This window comes from Novosphingobium sp. Chol11 (genome assembly GCF_900218065.1).
Taxonomy (GTDB): Bacteria; Pseudomonadota; Alphaproteobacteria; order Sphingomonadales; family Sphingomonadaceae; genus Sphingobium; species Sphingobium agri.
Window position 1 is genome coordinate 1 of record NZ_OBMU01000003.1, and the last position, 16,535, is coordinate 16,535.

At 62.6% G+C, this 16,535-nt stretch carries 18 protein-coding genes; 15 read left to right on the forward strand and 3 right to left on the reverse strand.

What is annotated here, in order from left to right; genetic code table 11:
- Positions 1–40 precede the first annotated feature (40 nt).
- From NCHOL11_RS14725 to NCHOL11_RS14755, 7 genes are all read left to right on the forward strand, one after another.
- Entirely contained in the window at positions 41–859 is an 819-nt protein-coding gene (locus tag NCHOL11_RS14725; RefSeq protein ID WP_097093350.1) for a sugar phosphate isomerase/epimerase family protein, read from the forward strand.
- Positions 860–888: 29 nt separating this feature from the next.
- Positions 889–1,839, forward strand: a complete 951-nt coding sequence (locus tag NCHOL11_RS14730) for an alpha/beta hydrolase (RefSeq protein ID WP_097093351.1) — start codon at positions 889–891, stop codon at positions 1,837–1,839.
- 111 nt (positions 1,840–1,950) lie between these two features.
- Positions 1,951–2,433: an Lrp/AsnC family transcriptional regulator gene (locus tag NCHOL11_RS14735; protein ID WP_097093352.1), complete on the forward strand. Its 483-nt coding sequence runs from the start codon at positions 1,951–1,953 to the stop codon at positions 2,431–2,433.
- Positions 2,430–2,921: an Lrp/AsnC family transcriptional regulator gene (locus NCHOL11_RS14740; protein WP_097093353.1), complete on the forward strand. Its 492-nt coding sequence runs from the start codon at positions 2,430–2,432 to the stop codon at positions 2,919–2,921. The genes NCHOL11_RS14735 and NCHOL11_RS14740 overlap by 4 nt, the downstream gene beginning before the upstream one ends.
- Before the next feature lie 71 nt (positions 2,922–2,992).
- A complete protein-coding gene (locus tag NCHOL11_RS14745) occupies positions 2,993–3,499 on the forward strand; it encodes a nuclear transport factor 2 family protein (RefSeq protein WP_097093354.1) in 507 nt (168 codons plus the stop codon).
- A gap of 140 nt (positions 3,500–3,639) precedes the next feature.
- Complete coding sequence (locus NCHOL11_RS14750) at positions 3,640–4,422, forward strand: glucose 1-dehydrogenase (RefSeq protein ID WP_097093355.1); 783 nt, start codon at positions 3,640–3,642, stop codon at positions 4,420–4,422.
- A 42-nt stretch (positions 4,423–4,464) separates the two neighbouring features.
- Positions 4,465–5,022 carry a carboxymuconolactone decarboxylase family protein gene (locus tag NCHOL11_RS14755; RefSeq protein WP_176502303.1) on the forward strand — a complete coding sequence of 186 codons (558 nt, stop codon included), beginning with the start codon at positions 4,465–4,467 and terminating at the stop codon, positions 5,020–5,022.
- A gap of 210 nt (positions 5,023–5,232) precedes the next feature.
- On the opposite strand, the gene NCHOL11_RS14760 is transcribed toward NCHOL11_RS14755, so the two are convergent.
- Positions 5,233–6,045, reverse strand: a complete 813-nt coding sequence (locus NCHOL11_RS14760) for a nuclear transport factor 2 family protein (RefSeq protein WP_097093356.1) — start codon at positions 6,043–6,045, stop codon at positions 5,233–5,235.
- Positions 6,046–6,065: 20 nt separating this feature from the next.
- Entirely contained in the window at positions 6,066–6,854 is a 789-nt protein-coding gene (locus NCHOL11_RS14765) for an SDR family oxidoreductase (protein ID WP_097093640.1), read from the reverse strand.
- Between the two features lie 275 nt (positions 6,855–7,129).
- On the opposite strand from NCHOL11_RS14765, the gene NCHOL11_RS14770 reads away from it, so the two are divergent.
- On the forward strand, positions 7,130–7,999 hold the full coding sequence (locus NCHOL11_RS14770) for an LLM class flavin-dependent oxidoreductase (RefSeq protein ID WP_097093357.1): 870 nt from the start codon (positions 7,130–7,132) through the stop codon (positions 7,997–7,999).
- Here NCHOL11_RS14770 and NCHOL11_RS14775 read toward each other — a convergent pair.
- Positions 7,993–9,084, reverse strand: a complete 1,092-nt coding sequence (locus tag NCHOL11_RS14775) for a helix-turn-helix transcriptional regulator (protein ID WP_097093358.1) — start codon at positions 9,082–9,084, stop codon at positions 7,993–7,995. The genes NCHOL11_RS14770 and NCHOL11_RS14775 overlap by 7 nt on opposite strands.
- A gap of 78 nt (positions 9,085–9,162) precedes the next feature.
- Here NCHOL11_RS14775 and NCHOL11_RS14780 point away from each other — a divergent pair, with 78 nt between their 5' ends.
- The 7 genes from NCHOL11_RS14780 to NCHOL11_RS14810 all read left to right on the forward strand — a co-directional run bounded on the left by NCHOL11_RS14780 (position 9,163) and on the right by NCHOL11_RS14810 (position 16,389).
- Positions 9,163–9,792 carry a nuclear transport factor 2 family protein gene (locus NCHOL11_RS14780; RefSeq protein WP_097093359.1) on the forward strand — a complete coding sequence of 210 codons (630 nt, stop codon included), beginning with the start codon at positions 9,163–9,165 and terminating at the stop codon, positions 9,790–9,792.
- 4 nt (positions 9,793–9,796) lie between these two features.
- Positions 9,797–10,870, forward strand: coding sequence for an alkene reductase (locus NCHOL11_RS14785; protein WP_097093360.1), 1,074 nt, complete (start codon positions 9,797–9,799; stop codon positions 10,868–10,870).
- Between the two features lie 38 nt (positions 10,871–10,908).
- Positions 10,909–11,700, forward strand: coding sequence for an SDR family NAD(P)-dependent oxidoreductase (locus NCHOL11_RS14790; protein WP_097093361.1), 792 nt, complete (start codon positions 10,909–10,911; stop codon positions 11,698–11,700).
- Between the two features lie 4 nt (positions 11,701–11,704).
- A complete protein-coding gene (locus tag NCHOL11_RS14795; protein ID WP_097093362.1) occupies positions 11,705–12,520 on the forward strand; it encodes an SDR family NAD(P)-dependent oxidoreductase in 816 nt (271 codons plus the stop codon).
- 22 nt (positions 12,521–12,542) lie between these two features.
- Positions 12,543–13,298, forward strand: a complete 756-nt coding sequence (locus NCHOL11_RS14800) for an SDR family NAD(P)-dependent oxidoreductase (RefSeq protein ID WP_097093363.1) — start codon at positions 12,543–12,545, stop codon at positions 13,296–13,298.
- Positions 13,299–13,329: 31 nt separating this feature from the next.
- Positions 13,330–14,793 (forward strand): FAD-dependent oxidoreductase, encoded by a 1,464-nt coding sequence (locus tag NCHOL11_RS14805; RefSeq protein WP_097093364.1) that lies wholly within the window; start codon positions 13,330–13,332, stop codon positions 14,791–14,793.
- A 99-nt stretch (positions 14,794–14,892) separates the two neighbouring features.
- Complete coding sequence (locus NCHOL11_RS14810; RefSeq protein WP_097093641.1) at positions 14,893–16,389, forward strand: flavin-containing monooxygenase; 1,497 nt, start codon at positions 14,893–14,895, stop codon at positions 16,387–16,389.
- The last annotated feature ends 146 nt before the right edge of the window (positions 16,390–16,535 follow it).

A 16,535-nucleotide genomic window follows, 5' to 3' on the forward strand; every position in this document is an offset into this window, starting at 1 on the left:
CCCGGCATCGCTCGCACGCAAAGCCAAAAGAGGAGAGGATATGGCCGACAAGCGCCTGTCGCTCGACCATATCACCGTCACCGACACCACCCCCTGGCAGCTGGCGCAGATCGCCGCAGAGGTGGGGTGTGAAGGCATCTGCCCGTTCCTCCATTCCATGGAGGTGCTGCCCGCCATGCCCAGCTATGACCTGGTGCGCGATCCCCAGGCGCTGCGCCAGACCCGCGATGCGCTCGCCGCCACCGGGGTCAAGGTCGACCTCATCTACCCCTTCACCATGGCAGGGCGCACCAACGTTGCTGACTTCGCCCCCGCGCTCGAAACCGGCGCAGCATTGGGCGCGCCCCTCGCCAACGTCCTGTGCTACGACCGCGATCCTGTCCGCCGCACCGAAAAACTTATCGAACTCGCCGACCTGGCCGTCCCGTTCGGCATCGCGCTCTCGATCGAATTTTATCCCCCCTCCCAGGTCCGGACCCTCAGCGCCGCCCTCGAGGAAATAACCCGCGCCGGCCGCCCCGACATCAAGGTCACAGCCGACCTCCTCCACATCATGCGTGGCGGCGAAGCAGACACCAGCATGGCGCTCCTCCGTCACCCCGCCATCGCCATCGCCCAGATCTCCGACGGACCCGCAACCATCGATCCATCCCGGATCGAACATGAAGCCGGCATCCAGCGCCTTCTCCCCGGGCAAGGCAGCTTCAACATCACAGCGTTCGAACAAACCCTAAACCCCAACACTCCACTCAGCGTCGAAATACCACAGCAAAAACAAATAGACGCAGGAACAACACCACAACAACGCGCACAAAATGCGGTGGATTGCGTGAAGGAAGTAGTGAGAAGAACGCGCTGAAAACGAAAATAGGAAAATAGGAGAGAAGAATGCGTGACCTGATCGAACCTAGCCTGTTGCCGGGGTTGGACTTCATGCCCTCGTTCGAACTCACGGCGGAGAGCCTGCCTGCGATCCGGGCGGGGATGGAGCAGATGAGCGCGGCGGTGCCCGAGCCGGAAGGTAGCGGGGTTGAGTGGCGGGAAGAGCGGATCGCTGCGCTTGGCGGCCATGAACTGGCGGTGAGGATTTATCGCCCGTCGGATGCCGAAGGCGTGCTTCCGGCTGTCCTGCATATCCATGGCGGCGGTTATGTGATGGGATCGGTGGCGACCAATCACCTGTCCAACATCGAGCTTGCGCGTGCCGCCTCCGCCCTCATCGTTTCGGTCGATTACCGGCTTGCGCCGGAGACGGTGGCACCCGGCGCGGTCGAGGATTGCTATGCCGCCCTGCAGTGGCTGCATGACAGCGCGGAGCAGTTGGGCATAGACCGGACGAGGATCGCCGTGCGCGGGGAGAGCGCGGGCGGCGGGCTGGCCGCGGCGCTGGCGTTGCTGGCGCGCGACCGGGGCGGCCCGGCGATCGCGCATCAGAACCTGATCTATCCCATGCTGGACGACCGCACCTGCATCACGCGGCTGCCTGCACATCTGGGCGCGTTCGTATGGACGCCGCAGGCCAACGCCTTTGGCTGGCGGAGCCTGCTGGGTCAGGAACCCGGATCGGCCGACATATCCCCCTATGCAGCGCCTGCACGGGCGGAGGATCTGGCCGGATTGCCACCCGCCTTCATCTGCGTGGGTGCGCTTGACCTCTTCCTGGTCGAGGACATGGACTATGCCCGGCGGCTGATCGAAGCGGGCGTCGCGGCCGAACTGCATGTCTATCCTGGCGCCTATCATGGTTTCGACGTGCTGCCAGATGCGCCGCCCGTTCTGCAGATGAAACGCGACGCCGTCGCCGCCCTGCGCAAGGCGCTCCATCCTGCTGAAATATAGCAGGAGGAGCGGCGAAAAAATGAGCAAATAGCGGCGGTAACAGCATTGAGTCTGGTGCTGTGCGTAAGTGCGCGCTATCAAACCAGCTACATTTTTGAAGGCGGGGCAAGAATGCAGATCAGAAGCGGGCGGAAAACAACGCCGCCATCGCTGGATACGCTCGACACGAATATCATAGAGATACTTCGGACCAACGGCCGCGCGACCAACCAGGAAATTGCGGAGCGGCTTTCCGTCACCGCCGCCACTGTTTCAGCCCGGCTGCAGAAGATGGAAGATGCCCGCGCCATGCGGGTGGTGGCCGTCACGGATTTTGCAGCCCATGGCTATAATGTGATCATCGCCCTGGGGGTCAAGGTCCAGGGCCGCAGCGTTCAGGATGTCGGTCAGGAACTCGCCGCTATTCCGGAAGTGCTGAGCGTCAATATCATGAGCGGCGAACATGATGTGGAGTTGCTCGTCGCGCTGCGTGACTTTGGCGAGGTCCAGCAGATGCTGTTCGATCGCATTGCCAGCGTCGATGGGGTCATTCACATAAGGTCGGGGGTGGCGGTGGACATCGTGAAATATGAATTCAACGTGGTGCCGCTGTGACGGGGAAGGCTGATTGGGCGCGCCTGGACAAGCTGGACCAGGGCATTGTCGAAAAGCTTGCCCGTGACGCGCGTATTTCGAACCGGGCGATCGCCGCGGAATTGGGTGTTACCGAAGGCACGATCCGCACGCGCGTCAAGCGGTTGCAGAATGAGGGGTTGATCCAGTTCACGGTCGTCACCGATTTCCGCATGGCAGGATCGCCTAATCTTTGCATGATGGGCATCGACGCCGACCCGTCGCAAGTGTCCGAACTGGCGCGCAGCCTGTCGGACCTTGAGGAAATCACATGCGTCATCGTGCTGCTGGGCCGCTACAGCCTGCTGGCGATGGGCCTGTTCACCAACATCGAGCAGTTGAACGATCTGGTGACGGAGCGCATACGGCCGATGCCGGGGGTGCAGCGCGTCGAAACGTCGGTGTCCGTCCATAACCTCAAATATGAGGCCGGTATCGCCAAGATCACGCGGGACGTCGTCGCAGGCTGAAAAAACGAGCCGGTCAGCCATGGTCTGACCCTTTCGCGAAAAACAGGGGGCCGAGCCCCAAGGAGAGTATCATGTCGATCAATCTGGAAGAATTAGCCGCGCGTGTCACGGCACTGGAAGATGTCAGCGCAATCCGCCAGCTGAAGGCGCGCTATCTGCGCGCCTGCGACCTGAAGCTGGTCGATGAACTGCGCGAGACGTTCCTGCCGCAGGGCATCAGGCTGGATTACCAGAATTTCCCGCTGTTCACCGATCGTGACGAATTCATCGCCATATTCCAGAAGATGGCGATGGGGGGCGGTGTCTATGACATCCACCATGCGACGAACGCGGACATAGAATTGATCAGCCCCGATGAGGCGCGGGGGCGCTGGTCGCTCAATTTCCGCACGATCATCCTTGCGACCCGTTCGGTCACACGGCTCGCGGTGGAATATCAGGACGTCTATCGCAAGCAGGACGGCCGCTGGTGGATTGCAGAGTCGGTCAGCCGCATCACGTCGATCCTGACCGAAGAGATCGGGGAGGACGGCACGCCGCGCTATGTGGCGTTGGGTGAACTGCCCGGCGCTTCCTGATGCCCTGAAGGGGGAGTCCCCTGATTCCAGTTGCCCTCGATCCTGCCGGGGTTTATCCACGCGTATAGAGCCGTCGATGCGAAAAAGAACGCAGTTATGCGTAACGGTCGGCGCGATAAGCGATGGAGAGGCAGGACTCGATGGGCCGTTTGCAGGGCAAGGTTGCAATCATCACAGGCGGCGCTCGCGGCATGGGTGCCGCGACAAGCCGTTTGTTCGTCGAGGAAGGCGCGAAGGTCGCGATTACCGACGTGCTGGAGGAAGATGGCGCGCAACTGGCCGCCGAGCTGGGGGACGCCGCGCGCTTCTACCGCCATGATGTAACGAGCGAGGAAGGCTGGGCCGATCTGGTCCGGACGGTCGAAGCGGACCTTGGCCCCGTCGACATATTGGTCAATAATGCGGGCATCCTGCTGTTCCGCACATTGCTGGACACGACGCTGGCCGATTATGAGCGTGTGTTGAAGGTCAACCTGACTGGTGAGTTTCTGGGCATCAAGGCTGTCGCGCCGGGCATGATCGCGCGGGGCAAGGGGGCGATCGTCAATATCTCGTCGGTTGATGGCATGAAGGGCGCCAACGGCCTTGCCGCCTATTCGTCGAGCAAATGGGGCGTTCGCGGGCTGACGCGGGTCGCTGCGCTGGAGCTTGGCCATCGGGGCATACGCGTCAATTCCGTGCATCCGGGCGGCGTGGACACGGTGATGACGAATCACGACGGTTCCACGCGCGAGAAGGTCAATGAGCGCTTTGGCAATGTGCCGCTTCAGCGCGTTGGTGCGCCGGAAGAGGTCGCGCGCGCGACATTGTTCCTGGCGAGCGACGAGGCTTCTTATCTTGCCGGGGCGGAGATCGCCGTCGATGGCGGCATGCTGACCGGCCAATATTATGTGCAGTTCCCTGGCGCGCCGGGGGTCGATTGAACAGCGAACGGTGAACAAGATAGCGACATAAGGAGAGATGCCATGATCCGTATCGACTTACCCGAGCAGGACGCCGCCGATCCCTATGGCTACGCATCGCGTAATTATGCGCGCGAGATCATGGCGGCAGCAGGAGGCTTTTCGAAGGCGGTCTATCAGCACAGCCTGTTGTCGCTGCGCGAGTTCGAGGGTGCACGGTCGCGCACGGCGCAGATCAATGGTTGCGTGATCTGTCAGCAGTTTCGGGCGGCGCGGGATGCGCAGTCGATGTTTGCCGCGTCCGGGCAACGGCCCGCGCATACGGTCGCCGACAATGGGCCAGCGCCGGATGAGGAGTTTTACGCGGCGGTCGAGAATTGGCGGACATCACCTCTGTTCAGCCCGCGCGAGCGGACGGCGATCGAATTTGCCGAGCGTTTTGCGCAGGAGCCCAAATCCATCGCCCAGGATGAGGATTTCTGGGCACGGGCGCATGCGCTGTTTTCCGACGAGGAGATCGTGGACCTGGCGCATAGTGTTGCGGCCTGGGTTGGACTGGGTCGGGTGGCACATGTGCTGGGGTTCGACAGCGTGTGTCTGCCTTTTGCCGAGGTGGCGTGAGTTTAGCGCCTACCCATTTTTAATGAACGGAGTGTTTTAAGTACGTGCTCCCTCTCCCCTTTAGGGGAGAGGGCTGGGGAGAGGGGAACGCGGGGATCGGCGCGATGTCCCCCTCTCCCGGCTTCGCGTCGCTCGCCACCTCGGCCAGAGTCACGTGCCTCTGGCCGACCCCTAAAGGGGAGAGGGGAAAAATCTGAGTTCCTGATGCTGTCAGCCGAGATTGCCGGGCTCAGCGTGGAGGATCATCGGGTCGCCGGTATGCGCGGCCCAGATCGCGTCTCGGCGTATGATGCGCCATCCTTCGGCACGCCGTTCCCACTGGTCGACATATTCGCCATTGGAATCAAAGATCGGGCCAGCCGGGTCGTCCACCCGCTGGTGCCGGGCCTGCACATAGGAACGGCTCGTCGCGCGATCGCCTTCGACGTCCACCAGGATGCTGCCGATCAGATGCTGGGTGCCGCCGCAGCGGTCAAGGAAACGGCGCATGTTGGTGGTGAGCGCCGCCATGCCATGCTGATCGCCGCCCGTGCCATAATCGAAGCTGAGATCATCGGCGAAGACATCGCTCAAGCGATCCCATTGCTTGTTGTCGAGGATGCGGGCGAAGCGGGACAAGCCGCGCATGATCTCCCGTTCGTCCAGCAGCGCCTGCGGGGTGATGGCCCTGGCCATGTCCGCGCCCTTTTCATCGACCACCATCATGCGGGTTGCCGCACGATCCAGGAAATTTTCCTCATCCTGGGCGATTTGCCGGGCGATGTCCTCTTGCGCGGCGGCGGCGGTGAAGCGGTCATAGGCGGCGCGGTCGGCAAGCCATATTTCGGTGATGACGTCGAAGTCGATGGGGGCGGCGTCCGGAAACAGGAACGCGCCCTCCAGTTCGACATAGTTGCGGCGATAATCGACTATGCCCGGCAGCAGGCGCCGGATCAGGGGCGCGTGCTGCCTTTCATAATAGTCGATGAACGCTTCGCGGGAGAGATCCGGCTTGCGCCTGAGCAGTGCGATGCATTTGAACATCGGCCACCTCCCTTAAAGGATCAGGGCGCCATCCACTGGCCGCCATTGACGTCGAGCGAAGCGCCGCTGACGACGCGCGAATAGTCCGAGATCATCATCAGGACGGCGCGCGCGCAGTCATCTTCCGGCGGGATGATGCCGATCGGGATATTCTTGGTGACGCCAGCGACCACATCCTCGCGCTTGAACCCGGCGTCGACCTGCGACGCGATGAAACCTTCGACCGGCTCGCCATGGATCCAGCCCATGCGGCAGGTGTTGACGCGGATGCCATGGCGGCCAAGATCGCTGGCCATATATTTGCCCAAGGTGTTGAGCGCGCCCTTTGCCACTGCATAGGGCATCTCCATGCCGCCTTCGTGGCCATAGGGATTGACCGACGCCATGGTGGACACGTTCACGACTGCGCCGCCATCGCGCAGATAGGGGATGCAGGCGCGGGTAAGGCGGAGGGCGCCGACGCAGTTGACGTCGAAGGCCTTCGTGAAGTCGCCAATGTCGGCATTGTCGACGAAGCACCAGTCGCCATGATAATAGGCGCTGTTGACGAGGCCATGGACCCGGCCGCCAAATTCCGCGGCGGCGCGTTCTGCCAGCGCCTTACACTGACCCTCATCGCTGACGTCGCAGGCGACGGCGATCGCCTTGCCGCCCTTTGCCGTGATGTCGGCGCATACTTCATCGAGAAAGGCCTGGTTGCGGGCGGCGAGGACGACGCTTGCGCCTTCGGATGCGGCTATGCGGGCCAGCGCCTGACCCATGCCGGGGCCGACGCCGCTGACGATCACGACTTTGTCCTTCAGCAACATCCTCTTTCCTTTCTCATCGCTTGCGCGGCCGATCCGCGAAATTCGGTCGGCAGCTTTGCGGCGCAGGATAAGAGAAAAAAACATTTGTTCAATGCGCTTTTTGCGGGAAGCGCCCGCTTCTATTCGGGATATGCGTAGCGGTAGGCGCTATCGCGCACGAAAGAGATTGCCGCTGCTGTTGACTGTATTTTCCGCCGAATGGATAAGGTGAGGAGCACCCGGCGCCGCAAGCAAAGCCGCCGCGGATGAATAAAGCGAGATGGAAGGAGAGGGCGATGCGCTTTCATTTGGGCGAATCGATGACCGCGATCAACTATTACGCGCCGCTTGCCAAGGCGGCGGAAGCGGCGGGCTATGCAGGCTTCACGGTGCCCGACAGCCTGATCTACCCGAAAAGCTCTGGCACCAAATATAGCTATACCGACGATGGCGGGCGCGAATTCCTGGAGAACAAGCCGTTCCTGGAGTCGTTCATTCATGTGACCGCGATGCTGGCGGCGACGGAGAAGCTGGAGGTCACGACCAACGTCGTGAAGCTTCCGGTGCGCCCGCCGCTCTATGTCGCGAAGATCGTGGCATCGATCGAGGCGCTCTTCGACAACCGCTTCAACTTTGGCGTGGGCCTGAGCGTTTGGCCTGAGGATTATGAGGTCATGGGCGTGGCATGGGAAGGGCGCGGCAAGCGCTTCGACGAGTGCATCGACATCGTGCGCGGCCTCACCAATGGCGGCTATTTCGAATATCATGGCGAGTTTTTCGATCTGCCGCCGGTAAAGCTCAATCCTGTCCCGACCAAGCCGGTGCCGATCCTGATCGGCGGCCATTCCGACGCGGCGCTGAAGCGGGCGGCGCGCAACGATGGCTGGATGTTCGCAGGCGGCGGGATGGACATGATGCTGCCGATGCTGGAGAAGCTGTCCACCTACCGCGAGGAACTGGGGCGCAAGGACGCGCCGTTCCGCATCTTCGGTTCGGCGATGGGGGGTGCCGATCTGGATATGATCCGCCGGCAGGAAGATGCGGGCGTGACCGATGTCGTCGCTTCTTTCCGCAACCTTTATGCGGTGGAAGAGGACAGCCAGCCTTTGCAGGAGAAGATCGACGATCTCAACCGCTTCGCCGACGATATCATCGCACGCTATTGATCGGCTTGTCCGCCGCCCTGGCGCAATTCGCGCCAGCGGCTCGGCGATGATCCGGTCCATTGCTGGAAGGCGCGGCGGAAGGCGCCTGTGTCGCTGAACTGCGTCCGGCGGCCGACTTCGGTGATGGTGAGGCGGGGATCGTCGAGCAGCCGGGTGGCGAGGGCGCGCCGTGCCTCGGTCTTGAGCTGGACGAGGGACGTGCCTTCATCGGCCAGGCGTCGCTTCAGCGTGGCGACGCTGATGCTGAACTGGCGCGCGAGCCTGGACGCGGTGGCGGGCGCCTCTCCGCTGGCGAGCATCGCGCTGAAGAGATGCTGGATGCGTTCCGACAGGGGGGCGTCCAGCGACTGAGGCTGCTCGACGTCGAAGGGGAAGCGTTCGAGCAGATGCTCAAGCTCATGATGGCTGCGCAGCACCGGGCGGTCGAGATAACTGGCGGGAAAGCGCAGGCTGTTTTCGGGCGCGCCATGCTGCATGGGGACGGGCATGAGGTAGGAAATGGTCTGCTCGTCCAGCAGGGGCGGATAGCGCATCGCCGCGCCCAGTAGCGGAATATCCTCACCGATGAGCCAGCCGAACAGGCGGTAGTAGGTAGAGAGGCCCGCAAGGTCCGACACATAGGCGCTCGCATTGCGGATTTTACGCGGCGTGGCCATGTCCAGACGCGCGACCCCGTCATCGACCTTCAGCCGCAGTCGACCGGCGCGCGGGCCGATAAGGGCGGAAAAGCGATCCGTGCGCTCGATCACGTCCGCCAATGTGCGGCAGGTGATGATGCAGTGGCAGAGCATGTCCACCCCCTCCTTCGTCAGCGGCTCACGTCCTTCCTGCCGTGCCGCCTGCGCGTCCAGAGCCCAGGTGCAATGGGCATAGAGGCGGGTGAAGTCATCCTGGACAAGCCCGCGCTGCGCGGCGGCTCCCCCGATCGGCGGCCCAATGAGATGGGCGAGGCTCGCCTGCCGCAGTAGCTCTGCCGGATCGACGCCGATCTCCTCGACCAGCCGCAGCAGATCGCGGGCGATGGCGACCGGAACGCGAGTGGCGACCGGACGGGACAGATGTTTGGTGTTGAGCCTTTTTGTCATGACCTTTGAGCTATTTTGGCATTTTCAGAACCAAGGGGATAGCGGAAACAAGCGGTCCAACGAGAAAGGATCGAGAGGGTGGCGGACGAGAGCCTGATTGCGCGGATAGACCGACTGGAATCGCTGGATGCGATCCGGCAACTGGCCGCGAAATATTCCCTGGCGCTGGACATGCGCGACTCCGATGCCTGGGTGAACCTGTTCCCCGAAGATGTGAAGGTCGGCGGCGGCAAGCAGGGCCGCAAGGCGCTGCGCGACTGGTTCGACGAAACCCATTCGATGCAGTTCGACGGTACGTCCCACCATATTGGCGGACATGTCATCGATTTCGACGATCCGGACCATGCGCAAGGCGTCGTCTATTCGAAGAATGAGCATGAGACGGGCGCCGAATGGGTCATCATGCAGATGATGTATTTCGACAAATATGAGCGGATCGAAGGCCGCTGGTATTTCCGCCGCCGCCTGCCGCTTTATTGGTACGCGACCGACCTCAACAAGCCGCCGATTGGCGATCGCAAGATGCGGTGGCCCGGCGTGCAGCCCTATCATGGCAGCTTCCACGACCTGTTCCCGAGCTGGAAAAGCTATTGGGACCGTCTGGGCCAGCCGCATGACGGCCCAGTCGAAGCGCCCGCTCCGCTGGAAAAATTCATCGAAACGATGCGTCGGGGCGCGCCGCTGCCCAAGCCGCGCGTGCGGAGTTGATGCCATGACGGATATTTTCTCACCCGTGACGCTGGGTGACATTGCGCTGTCCAACCGGATCGTCATGGCGCCGATGACCCGCGACCGGGCCGGGCCGGGCGACGTGCCGACCGACATCATGGTCGAATATTACCGCCAGCGCGCCAGTGCCGGGTTGATCGTGACGGAGGGGACGCAGCCTTCGCCCACCGGCAAGGGATATTGGCGCACGCCCGGCATCCATAGCGAAGCGCAGGTCGAAGGCTGGCGCAAGGTTGCCGACGCTGTCCATCGCGCGGGCGGAAAGATCGTCATGCAGTTGATGCATGTCGGCCGTGCTGCCGTGCAGGCGAACAAGGATGCGGATGCGGAAACCGTTTCGCCGTCAGCCATTCAGTGCCCGGACAAGATTCCCGGACCCGATGGCGTTCCGGTGGAAACGGTCGTGCCGCGCGCGCTGGAAACCGACGAAATTCCCGGCGTCATCGCTGAATATGTGAAGGCTGCCCGCAACGCGATCGCGGCTGGTCTGGACGGGATAGAACTGCATTGCGCCAGCGGATACCTGCCGATGCAGTTCCTGTCTTCGAACAGCAACCAGCGCACGGACCGCTATGGCGGATCGGTCGAGAACCGCATCCGTTTCGTGGTCGAGCTGCTGCAAGCACTTGCCGCAGCCGTGGGTGCGGGCCGGGTCGGTTTCCGCATCTGTCCGGGCGTCAAGTTCAACGGCATGGACGATGCGAACCCGCATGAAACCTATGCGGCATTGCTCAAGGCCATTGATGGCCTGGGCCTCGCCTACTGCCATTTGATCCACATTCCGCTGGAGGGGCAGGACGCGCTCGATCTGGTTCGCGCCAATTGGAGCGGCCCGGTGATCGAGAATGGTGGCCTGAACCTGGAAAAGGCGTCTGCCGTGATTGCGGAGGGCAAGGCGGAGGCAGTGTCCTTCGGCTATCTCTATATCGCCAATCCCGATCTGGTGGAGCGCTTCCAAACCGGTGCCGCGCTCAACAAGGCCAATCGCGCCAGTTTTTACACCGGGGATGGCGACGATCGGATCGGCTATCTGGATTATGCGCTGCTGGACGCCTGAAGCGTCGAGAAACATCACAAGAATATAGGAGAGCTAAAATGGCAAAGCTGCTGGAAGGGCGCACGGCGCTCGTCACCGGGGGCGGGCAGGGCGTGGGGCAGGGCATCGCCCGCGCGCTGGCCGCCGCCGGTGCGAATGTCGCGATCGCTCAGCGCAAGGCTGATCAGGGCGAGGAAGAAGCGCAATATCTGCGCGACACGCATGGGGTGGACGCCTTTTTCATCCGCACCGATGTGACGCAGCGCGCCGAGGTGGAAGCCATGGTTGAGGCGGTCCACCAGCGGTTCGGACGGCTCGACATATTGGTCAACAATGCTGGAGCCAGCTTCCCCAAGCGGATCGAAAAGCATAGCGACGAGGACATGGAGGGTTCCTTCGCGCTCAACTATTATGCCGTGTTCTGGGCGATGAAGGCGGCTTTCCCGATCATGAAGGCGCAAGGCTATGGCCGCGTGATCAACCTGGGGTCGCTGAACGGCGTCAATGCGCATATGTTCACCGTCGCCTATAATGCCAGCAAGGAAGCGATGCGGGCGCTGACCCGGACTGCGGCGGTGGAATGGGGGCCGCACGGCATCACCTGCAACACCATCTGTCCTTCGGCGACGAGCCCGCAGGCGCGCGACTATTTCGCCGCCAACCCGGAAATGACGCAGGCGATCCTGCAGCAGGTTCCGGCAGGGCGATTTGGCGATGCGGAAAAGGATATCGGCCCGGTTGCCGTCTTCCTGGCCAGCGAAGGCGGCGGCTATATGAGCGGCAATACCCTCTTTGCCGATGGTGGCGCGCAGGTGAACGGCGTCGCCTGGCGGCCTGAAGTAGAGGATTGATCCCATGGAAAGGCTGAAGGGAAAGCGCGCGGTCGTGACAGGCGGCGCGCAGGGGATTGGCGCGGCCATCGCGCGCCGTCTTGCCGCGGAAGGCGCGACGGTCGCGGTGCTTGACCTGGATGCGGCGGCGGCTGGCGCAGTGCTGCCCGCGCCGCATGTCGGCATCGCTTGCAACGTGGCGGACACGGCGTCGGTGGACAGGGCCTTTGCCGAAGTGAAGCAGGCGCTGGGCGGCGTCGATGTGCTGGTCAACAATGCCGGACGGGGTAGCGCGGCGGGCGACGGCATGGACCGTTATTATGCGGCACAGGCGGAGAGGGCCGAGCAGATCGCGCGTGGCGAGGAGCCGACCACCTTTGTCGACCAGACCATCCATTGCGGGGATGATGGCTGGTCGGGCGTGCTGGCGGTGACGCTGGACGGTACGTTCAAATGCAGCCGGGCTGCGGTTCGGCTGATGGCGGAGCAAGGCACCGGCGGCAACATCGTCAATATCGGATCGACGTCCGGCGTGAAGGGCGATGGACCTGTCCCCTATTGCGCGGCGAAGGCAGCGGTGCTGGGCATGACGAGGGCCATGGCCCGGGAGCTTGCCGATCGCGGTATCCGAGTGAATGCGGTCAATCCCGGCGCTACCGAAACGCCGATCTATGCAACTTTGCCTGCCGAGATGAAGGACATGATCGCCGCCGACAGCCTGATGAAGCGTCTTGCCCATCCGGACGAGATCGCCGGGGCGGTGGCGTTTCTGGCCGGGGATGACGGCAGCTTCGCCACCGGGAGCATCGTGACGGTGAACGGCGGGGCCTATTTCACATAAACAAGGCTGATGGGAGCAGGACATGAAGGCACTGGAAGGCAAGGCAGCGATCGTAACCGGCGGCGCGCGCGGGGTGGCCAAAGGTGTAGCGACCGCCTTCGTCAAGGCGGGCGCGCGTGTCCTGATCGTCGACCGGGAGGAGGAGCTTGGCCGCGCGACCGAGGCCGAGCTGCGCGCTCTGGGCGGAGAAGCGCATTTCCTGGCTATCGACTTGGCGCAGCGAGCCGAGTTACCGAAGATCGTCGAGGCGGCGATCGGCCGTTTCGGCGGGCTTGATGTGCTGGTGAACGCGGCGCAGGCTTCGCGCCAGTTGCCGCTTGCCGAGACGACCGACGAGGCCATGGAGGTCGCATTCGATACGGGCTTCTGGCCGACCTTCGTGTTGATGCGCGAGGCCTATCCGCATCTGGTTAGAGCCAAGGGATCCGTCATCAACTTCGCGACTGGCGCGGCGTTCGACGCGATCCCGACGCAGGGTTCCTACTGCGCGGCGAAGGAAGCGATCCGCGCGATTTCCAAGATCGCAGCCAGCGAATGGGGTGCGGAAGCGGTGCGGGTGAACATCATCTGCCCGTTCGCCAATTCTCCGGGCGTGATGGCGTGGAAAGAATGGGCGCCCGCCGATTATGATACGCAGATCAACAAGGTTTCCTTGAAGCGCATTGGCGATTGCGAAAAAGACATTGGAGCAGCCGCCGTATTCTTGGCAAGCGATGCGGCAGGCTATATCACCGGGCAAACGCTGATGGTGGATGGGGGGCAGACAAAGGCTTTCTGATACCGATCGCACAAGGAGAGGACAGTCTTTCGTGGCCGACATTTCGCTTCATCGCCCCTATCCCGCCAGCAAGGTTGAACGGTGGGATTTCGAAACCGACGTCGCGGTTATCGGCTTTGGCGCGACGGGTGCATGCGCGGCGATCGAAGCGGCAGCCGGTGGTGCGCGGGTCATGCTGTTTGAACGGGGTTCGGGCAGCGGCGGGGCGTCGGCGCTGTCGGGCGGCGAAATCTACATCGGCGGTGGCGGCGGCACGGATGCTCAGCGCGCGGCGGGGTTCGAGGACAGCACGGAGGATTTGGCTGCTTATCTGAAGGCGGCAGGCGGGCCGTGCGCGGATGAAGCGAAGTGCGATCTTTATGCGCGGGAATCGCTTGGCCATTATGCCTGGCTGAAGGAGCAGGGCATCCCCTATCGCGGCAACTTCCTGCCCGGCAAGCATATCGAGCCGACCGACGATTCCACGCTGATCTGGTCGGGAAGCGAGGCGGCATGGCCGTTCTGCGAGATCGCGAAGCCTGCGCCGCGCGGCCATGTGATTGCGCATATGGGCTGGGGCGGGGGTCGGCCGCTGGTCGATCTGCTGGAGGCTCGGGCAAAGGCGCTGGGCGTTGAAGTGACAACCGATGCGCGCGCCGTTGCGCTGGTGCAGGATGACGATCGGCGAGTAGTCGGCGTCATCGTGCGCATCGACAATGTCAATCGCTTCGTCCGGGCGGCAAAGGGCGTCATCCTCTGCACGGGCGGCTTTGCCTTCAACGAGGATATGCGGCGGCGCTATTGCCCCGACACGTTCAAGATCAGCAGCCCGATCGGCGATCAGGATGACGGCGTGGGCATCGAACTGGGCGTTGGTGCGGGCGGCGACGCCATCCATATGGAACAGTTCTTCACGACCTGCCCCTGGACCATGCCGGAGCCGCAGGCTCATGGCGTTTTCGTGAACCAGATGGGCCAGCGCTTCATCAACGAGGATTGCTATCACGGCCGGGTCAGCCGCGTTGCCATCGACCAGATGGGCGACAGGGTCTATCTGCTGCTCGACATCGCTCATTTCGACGAGCCGCTGCCCATGGCGGGGATGACGATAGCGGGCACGGGCGACAGCTGGGAAGAAGTCGAGGCCGAGCTGGAAATGGCGCCGGGTACGCTCTCTGCCACCATGGCATTCTACAATGCGCATGCGCGGGAAGGGCGCGATCCGCTGTTCCACAAGCGCGCGCCGATCCTGACGCCGCTGGATCAGGGGCCGTTCGTGGCGCTGGAGCTGAATTTCGCGACCAGCTATTTCAGCTTCTTCACGCTGGGGGGCTTGAGGACCTCGACCGATGGCGAGGTGCTGGACCGGGCCGGTGCGCCGGTCGCTGGACTGTTCGCGGCGGGGCGCTGTACTTCGGGGCTGCCGGCATGGGGGCATGGTTATAGCTCTGGCCTCAGCCTTGCCGACTGCACCTTCTTCGGCCGCCAGGCTGGGCGGAAAGCCGCGCAGGGCTGATCTTCGCTTGTTGGTTGGCGCCTGATCCATTTGAATGATGTGCGGCATGGTCCGTTGCGGCATCATGATGGTCAGGAACACAGCCAACAGGAGAGTGACTTGTCCATCGATCAGGGCCGCAAAGGCCTGCGCTTCGCCGTTATCGGAGCAGGCATGGCCGGCATCCTTGCCGCCATTCGCCTGCGCCAGGCGGGCGAGGATTTCACGGTTTTCGAAAAGGCCGGGCGGCTAGGCGGCACCTGGCGGGAAAACCGGTATCCGGGCCTGACCTGCGACGTGCCCGCGCACGCCTATACCTATAGTTTCGAGCCCTATGCGGAATGGGACGCCTATTATGCCAAGGGCGGCGAGATCCAGACCTATTTCGAGAAGACGGCGGAAAAATACGGCATCATGCCGCACGTCCGCTTCGACAGCGAAGTCGTGTCCACGGTATGGGACGAAGGCGCTGGCGTCTGGCGTCTGGGACTGATCACCGGTGAAGAGGTCGAGGCGGAGGTCGTCATCGCGGCTTCGGGCGTTCTGCACCATCCCAAGCTCCCCGACATCGAAGGGCTGGACAGCTTCGAGGGGCAAGCGTTCCACAGCGCCCGCTGGCAGGATGATGCGCTGGTCGACGGCGCGCGGGTGGGTGTGGTCGGCAATGGGTCCACCGGCGTGCAGATCGTCACCGCGCTGAGCAAGCGTGCATCGAAGCTGGTACATTTCCAGCGCTCGCCGCAGTGGATCATGCCTGTCCCCTATTTCCAGTATAGCGAGGAAGAAAAGGAAGCCTTTCGCCGCGACCCTGCGCTGATCGAGGATATTCGCAACAACAAGGAATATTGGGACAGCATCTTCCGCTTCACCCATGCCATCACGGATACGCATGGTCCGGAGATCGCGGCGATCGAGCAAATCTGCCTCGATAATCTGGAGAACAGCATCCGCGATCCTGAGCTCCGGGAAAAACTGCGCCCCAATTATCGCGCGGCGTGCAAGCGGCTGATCTACAGCTGGTCCTATTATGACGCCGTGCAATCGCCGAACGTAGAGGTGGAGCGGAATCGCATCGCCCGCGTCGAGGCCAAGGGCGTGCGGATGGAAGACGGGCGGCTGCACGAACTTGATACGCTGGTGCTGGCGACCGGCTTCCATGCGGACCGCTTCATCCGCCCGACAACGGTTCTGGGCCGGGGTGGCGTTTCGCTCGATGATATATGGTCTGTTCGTCCGACGGCCTATTATGCCGTGACCATCCCGGGCTTTCCGAACTTCTTCATGTTGAATGGTCCGACCGGTCCTGTCGGCAACTTCTCCCTGATCGACATTGCGGAGAAGCAATGGGCATATGTGGATCAGCTGATCGATCTGCTGCGGTCGGGTGAGGCCCGGACGATCGAACCGAGCGCTGACGCTCACGCCGATTATGAGGAGCGGCGGATTGCGGCGGCGCGTACGACGATCTTCGGATCGGGTTGCAACAGCTGGTATCTGGATGCCACCGGCGTTCCGGCAAGCTGGCCCTGGAGCTATGAGGCATTTGCCGATGCCATGGCGGCTCCGGTGCTGACGGATTATCGAGTTGAGGCTGCGGCTGAACTGGTTGAGCGGTGAGGGGTTTTTAATCCCTCAAATCCGTTCGGACTGAGTTTGTCGAAGCCCCTCACTGCATAAAGAAGTAAGGCCCTTCGACAGGCTCAGGGCGAACGGTTGTTGGGTGGTCTCGATAAGGGGCAGCTCAGATACAAAAAGGGGAGCGT

Coding starts and splice junctions, on each gene's coding strand:
- NCHOL11_RS14725 (WP_097093350.1), top strand. CDS start 41: ATGGCCGACAAGCGCCTGTCGCTCGACCATATCACCGTCACCGACACC.
- NCHOL11_RS14730 (WP_097093351.1), top strand. CDS start 889: ATGCGTGACCTGATCGAACCTAGCCTGTTGCCGGGGTTGGACTTCATG.
- NCHOL11_RS14735 (WP_097093352.1), top strand. CDS start 1,951: ATGCAGATCAGAAGCGGGCGGAAAACAACGCCGCCATCGCTGGATACG.
- NCHOL11_RS14745 (WP_097093354.1), top strand. CDS start 2,993: ATGTCGATCAATCTGGAAGAATTAGCCGCGCGTGTCACGGCACTGGAA.
- NCHOL11_RS14750 (WP_097093355.1), top strand. CDS start 3,640: ATGGGCCGTTTGCAGGGCAAGGTTGCAATCATCACAGGCGGCGCTCGC.
- NCHOL11_RS14755 (WP_176502303.1), top strand. CDS start 4,465: ATGATCCGTATCGACTTACCCGAGCAGGACGCCGCCGATCCCTATGGC.
- NCHOL11_RS14760 (WP_097093356.1), bottom strand. CDS start 6,045: ATGTTCAAATGCATCGCACTGCTCAGGCGCAAGCCGGATCTCTCCCGC.
- NCHOL11_RS14765 (WP_097093640.1), bottom strand. CDS start 6,854: ATGTTGCTGAAGGACAAAGTCGTGATCGTCAGCGGCGTCGGCCCCGGC.
- NCHOL11_RS14770 (WP_097093357.1), top strand. CDS start 7,130: ATGCGCTTTCATTTGGGCGAATCGATGACCGCGATCAACTATTACGCG.
- NCHOL11_RS14775 (WP_097093358.1), bottom strand. CDS start 9,084: ATGACAAAAAGGCTCAACACCAAACATCTGTCCCGTCCGGTCGCCACT.
- NCHOL11_RS14785 (WP_097093360.1), top strand. CDS start 9,797: ATGACGGATATTTTCTCACCCGTGACGCTGGGTGACATTGCGCTGTCC.
- NCHOL11_RS14790 (WP_097093361.1), top strand. CDS start 10,909: ATGGCAAAGCTGCTGGAAGGGCGCACGGCGCTCGTCACCGGGGGCGGG.
- NCHOL11_RS14795 (WP_097093362.1), top strand. CDS start 11,705: ATGGAAAGGCTGAAGGGAAAGCGCGCGGTCGTGACAGGCGGCGCGCAG.
- NCHOL11_RS14800 (WP_097093363.1), top strand. CDS start 12,543: ATGAAGGCACTGGAAGGCAAGGCAGCGATCGTAACCGGCGGCGCGCGC.